The organism is Micromonospora sp. WMMD712, assembly GCF_029581295.1.
In the GTDB taxonomy this organism is placed as follows: Bacteria; Actinomycetota; Actinomycetes; order Mycobacteriales; family Micromonosporaceae; genus Micromonospora; species Micromonospora carbonacea.
In genome coordinates this window covers 5908773-5922541 of record NZ_CP120743.1, presented here as the reverse complement: position 1 = coordinate 5922541, position 13769 = coordinate 5908773, and the positions used below count along the sequence as shown (strand labels likewise).

The window sequence follows — 13769 nt, the reverse complement described above, 5'->3', positions numbered from 1 at the left end:
TCGCCGTATCACGCGGCGTGACGCTCGTGCCGTGCAGCCTCACCGCGTGTCCGGCAGGCTTACGCGTGGTGGTTCGGGGTGTCGAGGATCAGCAGGAACCGGGCTTTGACGTTGCTGTCGGCGAGCGTGAGCGTGTCGTCCAAGACGGCTTGTGTGGCCATCGTCGGTGGCGGTGTGGGCATGTGGTGGTGTTCCCAGCCGGAGACCGTCTCGGGTGCCACCTCGAGGTGGCGGGCGAAGTCGTGGACGGTCATCCGGAGTGCCTCGCGTAACGCGCGGGTCTCCTGTCCGGTCCACCGGCCGACGACCACCGTCCCGCACCCGCAGTCACCCGTCGCCGCGTGAGTGGTCTGGGTGGCGGTTCGGCCAGCGCGCCGCTGGCGTTCCTCGTCCCGCGCCTGCGCCCGCTGGGCGTGGAAGTCCCGTACCAGCGCGGCCATCTGGTCGAAGCCGGCCAGCAACGCCCCTCGTGCGTCGACCGCCCGGTCGGCATCCTGCCAGAACCGACGAACGCTGGTGTCCCGGCCGATCTCGGCGTTAGCGACCGAACTACGGGAGTAACAGATGCTCCTGGCCAGCTGCAGCTGCGTCAGCCCCCGCTCGACACGCCACGCGGCCAACCGCCGACCAAGGTCCCTACGCGCCTCGGCCACCTGCTGCTGACTGATCAGCCCCGGAAAGCGCAGACCCGACGAACTCCGGCCGTCCGAGGCCGGCTGCGTGACCCGCACATTCGTCACCGGCACCGCCGATCCGGAAGCCGGCACACCTGGCCAGGGCCGGCCGCAGTTGCCGGTATATCGAGTCCAGGCGCGAGGCAGTCCCTCGCCACATCCGACCGTTCGATCATCACTTCGACGGCCCCGCGAGGACCGCGACAGCGCCGGTCATGTCGTCGCGAGAGACCAGCACCGTGACCGTCTCGGCGTAGATGCTCATGGTCACCCGCACCGCCGCTCGGGCCATCATGGCCGGACCCTCCGCCGCCGCTACCGATACCGGGCGGCCCGGGTCGGCACCGGAAGCCGGTAATCTCCTGCCACTTGGTCTGGATTCGTCCGGGCAAACCTCAGGGTCCTGGGCGTGTCCCTGCATGATGAAGAACCCGGGATCGGCGTTGGTCGTCTTACCGAGGATCTCCCGCAACGCCGTGCGGTACGGCTCGAACGGCCACCGGTGCTCCCCACGCCCGAGCCGGCCAACGTAGCGGGCACCCACGGCACGACAGCACCCCGCAGGCGCGTGGGCGTGGGCGTTGACCGCGTCGGCCAACTCCTGCCGGTACACCGGCCGCCCCGACCCCGACGAGGACCGCAGCGCCAGCCGCCCCCCGCGAAGCAAGTTGTCAGGCCCCGGTTGATAGGCCACGAAGTCCTCTCCCAACTTCAATTCGCCTGCCGCCTCCATGAGCAACCCGCAGAGCACGCGAACGGCACGGTCAGGCGCAGGACGAGGGGATCTGCCCCACGCGACAGCCACCGATCGGCGTGTCAGCGGGCTACGCCTGTTCCTGACTGCTCAGCCGGCGGGTTCCGGACACGCACGGCCGTCAACCGAAGCCGTCGCCCGAGCAGGGACACGTTCGCCACGGCGCACGTTCCGGCCGGCACGCTGCTCGAAGCTCCCGCCGCAGGAGGGTGAGGCTTCAGGCGCGGACCCGTCGGTGCGCCTGATGGTCACGGGACAGCGGAACCCGCGAGTGCCACCGTCCGAGGGCACCCGATGATCGGCGAAGGTTCAGTGGTCGCGGCCGAGAAGGATGTGCGGATACCCCTTGTTGACCTGCTCACCGAGGGCGACGTCGAGGGAGGCGATGAACTCGTCCAGGCGTTGGGTGGCATCGCCGACGTCGGTGGCCTCCCCCTTGAACTCGAACTCGACGAATTCACCAGCGTCCACCACGTGATCGAAGACGACCTCGACGTCGGAGAGAGCCCACGCCTGACGGGTCTTGTCGACCGTCACCAGGGGCCGAAAGTCGAGAGCCGCCAGCAGCAGGCGAACCGCCTCGACGTCCCCGACAGGACTCTCGTACTCGTCAGCGTGAGTCTTGACGACGGCGTCGACCGGGTGCCAACGCTTGAAGTTGATCGAGGCTCGGTGGTCTTCGGTGCGGACGCGTAGCCACTCGGAGATCGTGTCGGGAGCGAGGAAGTCCCGGTGCGGTGCGTTGTAGTAGGCGTCGACCTGCCGGGTCGGCTCAGCGGACTTCGCGCCAAGCTCCACGAGCCTGGCCTTGAGGCCCTCGGCGTCGGGCAGGCTGTACTTCTTCTCGACCTCGATGTAGCGCACGGTGTAGTTCCTATCAGTTGGTGTATGGGCTGGCGTGGAGCACAGCCCGGATCTGGGTGATGTCGTCGGCGTGAAGTGGGTGGTCGAGGCTGGCGATGATGGTGTCGATCTGGCTCTCATTGCGAAAGCCGACGAGTATGGCGGCATCGGGAGCGTGGTGCAGGGCGTACTGCACGCAGAGGCGCGCCATGGCGGCAGGAGCGTGCCCGTACAGGGCGCGGAGGGGTGCGAGTCGGGCGTGTAGCTGCCGGCGGTTTTCTGGGGTGAAGGCCGGGTCGGTGCTGCGGTGGTCACCGACGCTGTACCGCCGCTGATCGGCACTTGTCTCGGTACGTAGGAGGAGGCCCTGCCCGAGGACCTGTTTGATCAGGACGCCGACACCCCTGCGGTGGGCGAAGCGGAAGATGTCGGTTTCGTGGTCGGCGTAAAGCGGGCTGACGAGGTTGTAGCGGGTGGTGAGCACGTCGGGGCGTACCTGGTCGAACAGGTGCAGCCAGCGGCGCGTTTCGGCTGCCTCCGGCCGGTCGGTGGCGGCGCGCTCTTCGGCGAACCGGTGTGGTGCGCGCATGCCGACCGCCCGGATGATTCCCTCGTTTCGCCAGGTCCGCATCAAGTTGACGGCGTCCGGCAGGTACCGGTCGTGCGGGCCAAAGTCGGTGCTGTGCAGGAAGTAGATGTCGAGGTGATCGGTGCCGAGGTTGTCCAGGGTGGTGGCGAGTTGGGCGCGCATCTGTAGGGGGTGGTAGGCGTGGCGAGCGGTGCCGGTGAAGTAGCCGACCTTGCTGGAGATGGTCAAATTGTGGCGTGCGGTGACTCGGATGAGTTTGCCGAGTAGGCGTTCGGAGTGGCCGAGGCCGTAGACGTCTGCGGTGTCGTAGAGCGTGACGCCACGTTCGAAGGCGCGGTCGAGCCCGGCGAAGGCAGCGTCGGGATCGACGTCGTCCCAGCCGATCGGGGTGCCCCGGTTGGTGGCTTGGCCGCCGATGGTCCAGCAGCCGGCCCCGATAGCGGAGACCTGCGCGTTGAGGCCGGCGAGGTGGCGGTGTGGCATGGAGATCATGGGTCGTCCGTTCAGGTGCCGCACGGATCGGCTGCGTTGATCAGCTGCCAGCCGCGGGTGGCGGTCCATCGGTGGTGTTCGTGCCGAAGGATGTTCCTGCGGTCGGCTGGCAGGGCCGCACTGACCGTGGTGACGACTGGCTCCAGGTCGGTGCGCAGCTGGGTCAGGAGTATGTCGGCCGCCGCCTGGCATCGCACGTCGAGGTCGTGGTGGTCCGTTGCGGTCGGACCGGTGCGGTCGAGTTCGTCGAGCATCGAGCCGAGGAGCTGGTAGGCGGCGTTCTTCAGCAGCCGGCGCAGGTGGCGGACCATGGCGTAGGGCTGACCGGTGAGGATCTTCTCCAGGGACTTGAGGGTGTAGTCCAGGGCGAAGTTCCGGTCGATCCACAGCTGGGAGCGGTGGGCGAGCACGCCGATGCGCCAGTCGGCGTAGCGGGCCTCGACTCGTCCCATCGACGGGTCCGCCGCTCCGGTGAGTCTGGCCGCTTCGGCGCGGCGGGTGTAGGCGGCGCCGATCAGGCATTCCATGCCAACGAGCATGTAGCTGATGCCGGTGTAGAAGGGGCGGCCGGTGGTGTGGGCGGCGACCCACCGCTCGTCACGAACCCCGTCGATGATCTCGGCGACGCTCAGGTCGAGCTGTGGCCGCAGCAGCAGGTCGGTGCGGCCCTGGAAGGCGTACGTCTGCTGTAGCTCGGCTGCGGTCATCAGCTGGTCGAAGGTGATGTAGGTGAATCGTGGTGGCACGCCCAGCGCGGTGAGAGTGCGGATGGCCAGGGCGTTCTGCTCGCCGGTGGTCTCCTTGTTGAAGCGCTCCAGGATTGAAGTCACCCCGGACTCCACCCCGAACAGGCAGCGGCGCAGGTTCCGGTCGACCAGGCCGCGCCACAGGTGGCCGCGTTCGAGGTGCCAGGTGCGATCCCGGTCGGGACGGGCCACCTGATCGACACGGCAACTCGTCTCCCAGGTGAACCCCGCCTGGGCGAGCGTGTCCGCTACCTGTAGAGCCCTGGTGGCCGCGTCGTCACCGCGTCCGATGAACTCCTCGTCGACCAGATAGATCGTCTTGTTCAGGTTCGGGTGCCGGTCGAACACCGCCCTCATTTGGCGCAGGAGCCAGGGCAGCGCATCGGGCTGCGCCCCGGACCACTGCCCCTTGTGTCCCCGCGGGCAGAAGGAGCAGTAGTTGGTGCAGCCTCGCGACGACTCCAGCTGCGCCACGCCGCCGTGGGCGAAGGTGTGGTCGAGTAGATCGAGTTCTGGCCACATGTCGGTCTGCGATCGGTTTGCCACAGTCGCGGTCCGGCGGGAACGGCTGATCGGCATCAGGAGGCGGGCCTGCGAGGTGTCCCGGAAACCGATACCCCGGATCTGCCCGATTTGAAGGTCACCGTGCCAATGGGACAGTACGTCGGTGATCGTCGGTTCCCCCGCGCCCCGGCAGATGAGCAGGTTCGGGTAGCGGTCCAGCAGGATCCGCTCGTTGCGGGCGGTCAGCGAGCCGCCGGCGACCACCAGCGGCGGCCGGTCGAGCGAAGCAACGGCATCCAGCAGTCTGGTGGCCAGGTCATACTGGCCGAAGGTCATCGACACGCCGAGTATCTCCACACCCTCGCGGACTCGGGCGACGATGTCGTCCAATCCGGTGCCGAGCTGCATGTCCATCAGCTCGACCTGCCCGATCAGGGTGGACCGCGCTGCCCGGGCCAGGTCGGAAATCGCCAGCGGGAACCGAGGGAGTGGGAAGTGCTCCGGGTGGTACAGCGACGCGAGCAACAGCCGTGGTCGCAGCAACCGCTGCTGTCCCTCTGCGGTGATCCGGGCGGTGGACAGCCAGCTGTCCTGGTCGGCAACATGTAGGTGGCCGACGGTCCAGTTGGGCCACACACGGCTGCGATGTGGCTGCCCGGAGAGGTCTGCTGCCGTCCACGATCCTGACGGTTGCAGGATGAGAGCCAGCCGACGATCGAGCGTTCCGGTCACCACCACCGTTCTCTCCTCGCCGACCGCCGAGGTCAGCGCGGCACGCACGGCATTCGGATCCTCCAACGGCACTTCCGTCAACGGCCCGCCACATGGGGGTATCGAGCCGGTGGCGTGCGCGTACGCGTACAGCAGCCGATCGTGGGCGGACGGGGGCAGGTCACGCATCGAACACCTCCGTGACGAGCAGAGCTTTGCGGGTATGGGCGTGTGCCACCGCCCGCGCGAGACAGCAACGGGAAGAAGGGCTACGAGATGTGAGGACAGAACCGGAGACGGCCTGCTCAGTTCGAGATGGCAGAAACGAGTCTGGACAGCGCGCCGAGCGAACCCATCAGGCGCACTGGATCGACGTCGTCTAGTTCGAGGAACGTAGAAGCGTCCGGCAATGAGGACCGTTGGTCTTGCTAACGATGCGCTTGCTCAGCCGGCACCTCCGGACGTCTTATCCAGGCGATCATGCGGACGTGCCAGGCCGCGAGGTCGATGCACAGCCCAAGCCGGTACGCGTCCTGGACGGCCTCGTTGAGCATCACGACGAGGTACAGCGCCAGGGACACGCGGCATCCTTCGTACTCGCGCAGCAGGCGGAGCCGGGCCGGCGAGCAGGGCCATTCGGCACCGCAGGCTCGGCACCGCCACAACGGGCGCATCGGCAGGTGCGGGCGGGGCGGTTCGGCACGTGTCACCACCGGCCGCCCCGCCCGCGCCACTCCTGCGCCAACGTCGGACAGCCGGCCCGGCCCACCCTCGACGAGTCGGAGGTGGCGTCCTCCGCCAACCGATGATCATCCTCGGCCCCTGTGGCAACCGGTCCCATCGCCCAGGCCGGCGACGCGGATCCTGTTGCCGACCGGTGAGCTGCCCGCACACCGCCCTCACCTCGGCTGGGACGGGCACTTAGCGAGGTCGCGTGAGGGGTGCGGTGGCGGCGATGCCGGCCGTTTGATCGCCCGGCCCCACCGGGTGCGATCGCTTCGCGCCCGAACAGAAAGCGCCAGCCCCGGCGCAGCATCTGGGACGCCGTTGACCGGCCCTGCATCCGCCACCGCGAGTTGAGCGGATCCGGGGCCAGCATCGGAAACCGACCATCGGGCTGGACGGTGTGGGATGAGACGTACAAGGTCATGACCAGTTCTCCAGGAACCCGGCCGCAGTTGTTGTGGTCGAGGGCGGTGGCAGCGTGTGGATGGCGGGCTCGCGCACCTGCACGACGATGCCGGTGCCGTCCGGAGCAGCAGGGCCAGCCTTGAGCCAGGTCGTAGCACCGGTCACGGGGCCTCCCCCGACTCCCGGGTCCTGCGTTCTTCGCGGATTCCTGCTGGAGGTTGCTCTGCGTGCAGGCATGCTCCTACCCCTGTTCCGACAGGCACCGAGAGGGTGGCACGGTGTCGCGGCTCTGGGAGCACGTCCGCCCCAGTGCCGCACCCGCCTCGGGCCGGTACGTCGACCGGTGTTGACTCCGGTCGGGACACGGGCGGCTCGGTCTGGCTATCCAGGTTTCAGGACTTCGCCCGGACCGTTCCGCCTACGCGTTTCCTGGGGTCCACGATCGCTTCGTGGCGGGCGGGGAGATAGACCCAGCGTGGCAGGTCACGGTGGACCTCATCGTGTCTGAGCGCAACCGCCCGCGATTCGGCGAACGGCGAGAGTATTCGGCGGGCTGCGTTCAGAGAATCTGCCACCGACGGATCTCTGCGCCGTCGTCGATAAGGCCCGCGATCCGATGACGCACCTCCTCGGCGGCATCGGTCCCGGGACGGGACTTGCGGGCGTTGGTCGCGATCATCTGCAGTTCGCGAAGCTGGCACAGCTCATCGAAGCCGGGCCAGGAGGTGGCATCCCAGCCGTAGGCGGCAGTGAAGTCCGCGAAGGCCGCCCAGCCAGGAGGGTCGAACCGGCGGCAGTGAACAGCGACTGTCGCGATGTCCCACTCCCGGGGCCCGAGGACGGCACCGTCCCAGTCAGCCAGCACGGGCGTGCCATCGAAGCGCCGAAGCGCGTTGCGGATCTGCGGGTCGGACTGGATAAGGCTCGGACCGTGGGGAAACCGCATCGCCTCCCAGCCAGCCGCCAGCACCTCGAGCCGGTCCATCAGCAGATCCTGCTCCTTGCCGTTCAGGATCTCCGAGCGGGCGACGGACCGGGCGATGCCGTTGATCGGTTGCAGGATCGGCAGCGGTATCGGCGGGGCGGGCAGGGCGTGCAGGTCACGGAGAAGTGTTCCGAGTTCGGCGACGGTGATCGGGCGGTGGTCGGCAGGGTCCAGTCGCTGCCAGACCGTGACGGCGTGACCGCTCACCCGCAACGGCTGTGCCAGGCCCGGATGCAACTCCACCGTGGGAAACCGTCGAGCGACCAGCCAGTCCACCACGGCTACCACCGCCCGCACCCGTTCGATGCCAAGGTCACCGGGGGCGATCTTGATCACCACGTCACGGACGGCGTAGACGGCGTTGGTGTGGTGCCGGAGCAGGGCCGCCTCCGATTCTGGGTAACCCAGACGGCGACACACCTCGGCGAGCACCGGTCGGGTGCGCGCCTCAACGAACATGGGGCTCCTAGGGACCGAGTGCAGCGGCTGCGCTCCCCAGCCTACGGGCGCGCTCGCGGCACACCTGCACGTAGTCCGTCAACGCGGCCACCTCACCGCGCCGGTTGCTACCAGGGATCGCCGACACCACATCGGTTGCCCTGGTCAGGATGATCTCCGTCCGCTGTATCTCGGGCAGGTCCGCGACGGCCTCGCGTGCCGTCACTGCCGCTTCGGCCGCCCGCCGGTCATGGGCAAGACACATCGACCTGTCCAGGGCGATGAGCGCCGCGTCGATCGGTACCGCTGGTGCCGCCCCGTACAGCCGCAACGCCTCGTCCTGGACCCGGTACGCCTCCGTCGTGTCGCCGAGCCACGTGTACGTCCCGGAGAGGTACAGCAGCAGCCGCTTCGCCGGAAACCTGAACGCCACGTCGGTGTCCTCGTCGCCGGCCTGGTCGAACATCCGGCGTGCCTGGTCGATGGCCGCCCGCGCCTGCCCGGTGGCACCGACCCGGGCCAGAGCCCGAGCCCGGCCCGCCGCCGCCAAGGCACCTGACGGTAAGGCTGTCGAGGTCACCGCCAGTGCCTCCTCAGCGACAGCGACGGTCTGACGCGGATCTCCGAAGTAGTAGGGCAGCATCGCCGCCTGGGCCCGCACCAGCACCCTCAACCACGCCTGTCCACTGTCGTCCGCCGCATGGATCGCCGTGCGGTACCACCGTCGTGCCTCGCCCACATCCCCCAGTCGCATCAGCGCATCGGCACACATCGTCGCCAACAGCGCCGCCACCCCCGACAACCGGGCCTGGACCACCGCCGGCTGACGCCGACGCGAAAGGACCTGAACCTCCCGGCAGTCAGCGGCCAACAGCGACAACATCACCTGGGGCGAAGCAGACGGGTACACCCGCATGTGCTCGCCGGCCGACTCCTCGATCAGATCCAGATGCCGCGGAGAGACGCTAGCCGATGCCAAGGCCTCGTCCAGTTCCAGCCGGAGCCGAGCAAGGCTGCTCACCTCGACGCTTGTTCCCTCACCCGCCAACGGCCGCTCCGCCCCGACGTTCGCACCAGTCGCGTGGCTGCGATCCTGCACCGCGTCCGCGTCGTCGGTCCGGCCGAGCCCCATCGCCGGACGCGGAATACTCAAGCCGACCGCGATCCGTTCCAGGACCTCGTAGGCCGTGACCTGACGGATGCCCTTGGCGATCTCCGCGGCACGGTTTGGTGAAACGCCGACAAGCGCCGCGATCCTGCCATAGGACACACCGCGAGCATGGAGAAACCGGAAGGCGGCGGTCACGTCTCGCCGCTGCAGGAACTCGCCGATCGGCCGACCGTTCCAGACTCCCGAACTCCACCACTCGGGATCAACCTGCACGCCCACGACCACCCCGCCCGGACGACAAATCCATCGATCAGCAGCTCAGCGCATCAGCCCTGTGACGGCAAGTCAACATGCAGGCCGGCACCGACGAACATCCACCACAGGATTGAGGCACGCCGCCCCGCCCGGAACCCCCACGGTGGGCCCTCACGGTGGCCAGGCCCCAGGCGCGATCGCGTATGGGACACCACCAGGCGTGATCACCAGCACAAGACGAGCCGCGCCAAGGAGCCCGGACGACCGACAGCCTCCACGACAAGGCCACCAGTCCACCGGCAGCCGGAACGGTCCAACGGCTCCCGAGCACCCACCGAGACACCGAACCACCGGCAGGAACACCAAAAGGCTCCAACCCAGGGTGAAACCCCAGGTCAGAGCCTTTTCGGTGGTGCGCCGCCAGGGACTCGAACCCCGAACCCGCGGATTAAGAGATTGATCTTGATCGAGTCGTCTGGTCCAACGGGGTCGCGTGAGTCCATCTGTTCACGGTCAGGCCCCAGCTTCAGCGGAACGGCGTCCAGCCCAGTCCATCGCGCGCTGGCCCCGTCCCATCGCGCCCGAGCACCCACGGAGACACCGCATGGATCATGACAACCAGCTGGCCACGGATCACGGTAGGCCCTGGGCCATGCTCGCGCAGAACCACTCACACGGACTGGGCCCACTCTCACTCACCGATCCGGGGGTCACGCGTACCTGAACGTCCTACAACGACGGTCGGTCGAGCCATGTCTCGACGCAAGGGCGGCACCTAGAGTGTTGCGGTGCTGACCCTCGGCGTCGACCTCGCAGCGGCGGACAAACGTACGGCCATGGCGACCATCGAATGGCTATCGGACCGCGCAGTGGTGCGAAACCTGGTCCTCGACGTCGGCGACGCCCAGATTGTCAAGGCCAGCCAGGACGCGGACAAGGTCGGGCTGGACTGCCCGCTCGGCTGGCCGGAACCCTTCGTCGCGCTCGTCACGGCCCACCGGTCCGGCCCAGTCACCGTCTACGACGGCGAAGCCGCACGGTGGCGGCGTCGCCTGGCCTACCGGTTCACCGACGAGGTGGTACGCGAGACGACGGGCATCATTCCGCTCAGCGTGTCCGCGGACCGCATCGCTCATGCCGCCTTCCGATGCGCCGGGCTGCTGTCGATGCTGGCCGCCGCCGGCCAGGACGTCGACCGGTGCGGCGACGGCAAACTCGTCGAGGTCTACCCGGCTGCGGCCCTGTGCCGCTGGGGTCTGACGTATCGCGGTTACAAGGGGCGGGGCCAGAAGACGCAGCATGCCGACCTCGTGACCGCGCTCTGCGCGGCCGCACCCTGGCTCGACCTGGGTGCTTCCGAGGCGCTGTGTCGACGCAGCCACGACGCCTTCGACGCGGTCATCGCGGCCCTCAACGCACGTGCCGCCGCCATAGGCAGGGCGACCCGACCCGACGACGAGCAGCGGCAGGTCGCAGGGGTCGAGGGCTGGATCGCCCTGCCCACGGGGCCGCTCAGCGACCTTGTCGACGTCACCGAAGCCGGCGGGAGGCGCTCATGACCTCGGGGCTGAGTTGGCTGGACACTTCTCGCGAGGATCAGCAACGCATGCGCGAGTTACTCAAGCTCTTCAGCGACACGGAGAGCCGGGACGAGCTGGGCATCGGTCAGGTCCGCGACGCGTTCAGCGACCTGCTGTTTCCCGGCACGTCGGTCCTGCAGAACCGGGCACGTTATCTGTTGATCGTGCCCTGGTGCTACCAGGAGGCGCAAAAGCGTGGGCTACGTGGTGACCGCCTCGCCGCGCGGGTCGACCGCAACGAGCGGAAGGTGATCGCCGCTCTGCTGCGTGGCAGCGACACGGAGGGTATGATCGGCAGGCGTGCCGGAGTCGGGGTCCGCACCCTGCCCTCGAACATCTACGCCGTTGCTCTCCAGGAGTACGGCATCCGCAGCGGTGAGGATGACACGGCACCGGACCGACGGCTGGTATCCCGGCTGGCCGAGGCTGATGAGCTGACCGAGCGGTCACGCGGCAGCTGGCATCCGACCCTGCCCGGGGCACCGCCGAACTTTCCACAGAAGGTCGAGGGCGGGCTGAGGTTACTCCCAGACGAGGCCCGTTGGCTGCGCGAACGGATCATCGCCGCGGTGCCCGGCACCCTGCTGGCGTACCTCCTCGAGCCCGCGCATCGCCCTGGATCTGAGGGCGATGCGCCGTGGGACGAGCCGATGGCACTGGCCGCGCCGGAGCCGATCGGTTCCCTGGTTCGGGACGCGCAGCGCTTCTCGCTGGCGATGCATGGTACGGCGCTGTTGTACAACCTGCTCGTCGCCGAGCGGTACGAGCAGGCGGGCCTGTCCGAGCACGAACAGCCGGCCGCCCGATACCGCGACAGGCTATCGAAATGGAGCGATCGGGTGTCGGCGGAGCCGGACCTGAAAGGCTGGGATCGGTCGGGGATGTGGACGCGGCTGATCGAGAAGAATCCCCGGATCAGCACGAACGTCAAGGTCCGGCAGTTCATCGAGCGGTGGCTCGACGCGGTGACCAGCGGGGCTGCCGGCGAGGCGGCCAGCGACCCGGCCCTGCGGGATCTCGTCGGCGAGCGGGAGCGGTCGGTGAAGAAGGGCCAGTCGCGGTTGGTCAACGACAAGTTGTTGCGTACGTGGAGTGGCGCGTCGGGTAGCCGGCAGTTGGTGTTCCGTTGGCCGCAGGTTCGCCGGATCCTCGCCGACATCCACGACGGTTGCGCTGCTGGTCCTTCGGAGGCTGCCGGTGCTCGCGCCTGACTCCCGCGCGCTGTTGCTCGACGCGTTGCGCCCACCGCCGGGGGCGCGGTTGTGCCGGGCGGTGGCGTTGACGTTCACCCTGGATCTGGAGAGTCTGCTGGTCGCACCGTTGGCGTTCGCTGCGCATGGCCTGCGGGAGTCGGCGGACCCGATCGCGGTCATGGAGGGTGTGCGGCGCTGCGCGGACCGGATCGATGTGTTCTGTCAGGCGGGGCAGATCGTGGTGCCGTCAGGGGCGTCGGCGCTGTTGGCGTTCGTCGAGCCGATGGTGCACCAGGTGCACCGGCCCAAGCCGGGTCACCTGTTCCACCCGAAGCTGTGGGCGCTACGGTTCCGCGACGACACGACGGGAGAGGTGTCGCTGCGGCTGCTGGTGCTCAGCCGCAATCTGACCAAGGATCGCAGCTGGGATGTGTGCCTGCGGTTGGATGGCGTGCCGGGCACCCGCCTGAGGAAGGACAACCGGCCTCTGGACGATCTTCTGCGGCATGCGGTGCGGCTGGCGGTCACGCCGCTACCGGCCGCCCGGCACGCGGCGATCGAGGCGCTGTGCGAGGACCTGCGTCGCGCCGAGTGGGAACCACCCGAGGATGCTCAGGGGATCGTCTTTCACGCCTTGGGGGTGCCTGGTGGCCGCCCGCCGGATTTTGCGGGGACTCGTCACCTGGTCATCTCGCCGTTCTGCACGCCGGGTGGCCTGAACCGGTGCGCGCCCAGCGGGGCGCTGTCGGTGGTGAGCCGGCAGGAGGCGCTCGACCGTCTGCCCGAGGAGAGCCTGGCCGGTTCCGAGGCGTTCGTGGTCAGCGCCTTGGCCGGTCTGCCCGCCGAGGAGGCGCCGCCGGGTCAGGAGGTGCTGCACGGGCTGCACGCGAAGGTGTACGTGGTGGAGAAGGGCCACCAGGCGCGGGTCCTGCTCGGCTCGGCGAACGCCACCGACGCGGCGTTCGGCGGCAACGTCGAACTGCTGGTGGAGCTGATCGGCAGCCGGAACCGGTGGGGGATCAACGCCCTCCTCGGTCCCGACGCCGGTTTCCGGGAGATCCTCGAACGGCACGAACGCCAGGACGTCACCGAGCCGGAACCCGACACCGGTTTCCTGCGTGACCTCATCCGGGACATCGCCGCCATACCCATGTCGGCCACCGTCACGACCTCAGCCGGCGGCTACGAGATCCGGCTCGACTCGCAGGAAGCCGTTCCAGAGGTGACGGGCGTGCGGATCACCGCGCAGTTGCACACCCGCCGTGGGGAAGCCGTGCCGCTGGTTCCGGGCCAGCCGGTGTCCGCGGTGTTCGCCGGGCTCGCGTTGGCCGACATCACCCCGTTCGTCCTGGTGGTCGCCGAAGACGGCACGGGTCGGGAGCAGACCGTCGTCCTCGCCACCCTGATCGGTGACCCCGCCCACCGGCTCGACCACGTCCTCGCCCAGCAGATCGACACGCCGGAGAAGTTCCTGCGGTTCCTGCTGTTGATGCTCGGCCTCGGCACCGAGGCTGCCGCCGCCGTGACCGGCGACGACGGCGGGCAGGGCATCTGGCGTACGGGCGGCACCGGCATCCTCGAACTGCTGCTCAACGCTCTCGTGGACCGCCCGGAGCAGCTCGACGACCTGGCCCGGTTGGTCGCCCGTATCGAAGCCGACGGCGACAGCAGACGGCTGCTGCCGCCCGGCTTCACCGAGCTGTGGCGGGTCATCGACCAGGCACGGGACGCGAACCCAGAGGCGGTGGGCCGGTGAAGCGGTA

Annotated in this window: 12 protein-coding genes; 3 read left to right on the top strand and 9 right to left on the bottom strand. The window is 68.6% G+C overall.

What is annotated here, in order from left to right; genetic code table 11:
- Positions 1-59: 59 nt before the first annotated feature.
- The 9 genes from O7633_RS25890 to O7633_RS25850 form a co-directional block, all read right to left on the bottom strand.
- On the bottom strand, positions 60-746 hold the full coding sequence (locus O7633_RS25890; protein WP_282324246.1) for a helix-turn-helix domain-containing protein: 687 nt from the start codon (positions 744-746) through the stop codon (positions 60-62).
- 103 nt (positions 747-849) lie between these two features.
- Positions 850-1287, bottom strand: coding sequence for a hypothetical protein (locus O7633_RS25885; protein WP_282324245.1), 438 nt, complete (start codon positions 1285-1287; stop codon positions 850-852).
- 450 nt (positions 1288-1737) lie between these two features.
- Positions 1738-2292, bottom strand: coding sequence for a class IV adenylate cyclase (gene cyaB / locus O7633_RS25880; protein ID WP_282324244.1), 555 nt, complete (start codon positions 2290-2292; stop codon positions 1738-1740).
- A 13-nt stretch (positions 2293-2305) separates the two neighbouring features.
- Positions 2306-3352, bottom strand: coding sequence for an aldo/keto reductase (locus O7633_RS25875; RefSeq protein WP_282324243.1), 1047 nt, complete (start codon positions 3350-3352; stop codon positions 2306-2308).
- 11 nt (positions 3353-3363) lie between these two features.
- Entirely contained in the window at positions 3364-5502 is a 2139-nt protein-coding gene (locus O7633_RS25870) for a radical SAM protein (RefSeq protein WP_282324242.1), read from the bottom strand.
- A gap of 239 nt (positions 5503-5741) precedes the next feature.
- Positions 5742-5894, bottom strand: a complete 153-nt coding sequence (locus O7633_RS25865) for a hypothetical protein (protein ID WP_282324241.1) — start codon at positions 5892-5894, stop codon at positions 5742-5744.
- Positions 5895-6459: 565 nt separating this feature from the next.
- Complete coding sequence (locus tag O7633_RS25860; protein WP_282324240.1) at positions 6460-6609, bottom strand: hypothetical protein; 150 nt, start codon at positions 6607-6609, stop codon at positions 6460-6462.
- A gap of 394 nt (positions 6610-7003) precedes the next feature.
- Positions 7004-7888: a phosphotransferase gene (locus O7633_RS25855; protein ID WP_282324239.1), complete on the bottom strand. Its 885-nt coding sequence runs from the start codon at positions 7886-7888 to the stop codon at positions 7004-7006.
- A 7-nt stretch (positions 7889-7895) separates the two neighbouring features.
- Complete coding sequence (locus tag O7633_RS25850; RefSeq protein WP_348776303.1) at positions 7896-9263, bottom strand: hypothetical protein; 1368 nt, start codon at positions 9261-9263, stop codon at positions 7896-7898.
- Positions 9264-10021: 758 nt separating this feature from the next.
- Here O7633_RS25850 and O7633_RS25845 point away from each other — a divergent pair.
- Genes O7633_RS25845 through O7633_RS25835 form a run of 3 tightly spaced genes read left to right on the top strand, consistent with a single transcriptional unit; the run spans position 10022 to position 13762 of the window.
- Positions 10022-10792, top strand: coding sequence for a DUF429 domain-containing protein (locus tag O7633_RS25845; RefSeq protein WP_282324237.1), 771 nt, complete (start codon positions 10022-10024; stop codon positions 10790-10792).
- The gene (locus O7633_RS25840; protein WP_282324236.1) at positions 10789-12024 is read left to right on the top strand and encodes a DUF6361 family protein; all 1236 of its coding nucleotides are present in this window, start codon (positions 10789-10791) and stop codon (positions 12022-12024) included. Before O7633_RS25845 ends, O7633_RS25840 begins: the two co-directional genes overlap by 4 nt.
- A complete protein-coding gene (locus tag O7633_RS25835) occupies positions 12011-13762 on the top strand; it encodes a phospholipase D family protein (RefSeq protein WP_282324235.1) in 1752 nt (583 codons plus the stop codon). Before O7633_RS25840 ends, O7633_RS25835 begins: the two co-directional genes overlap by 14 nt.
- The last annotated feature ends 7 nt before the right edge of the window (positions 13763-13769 follow it).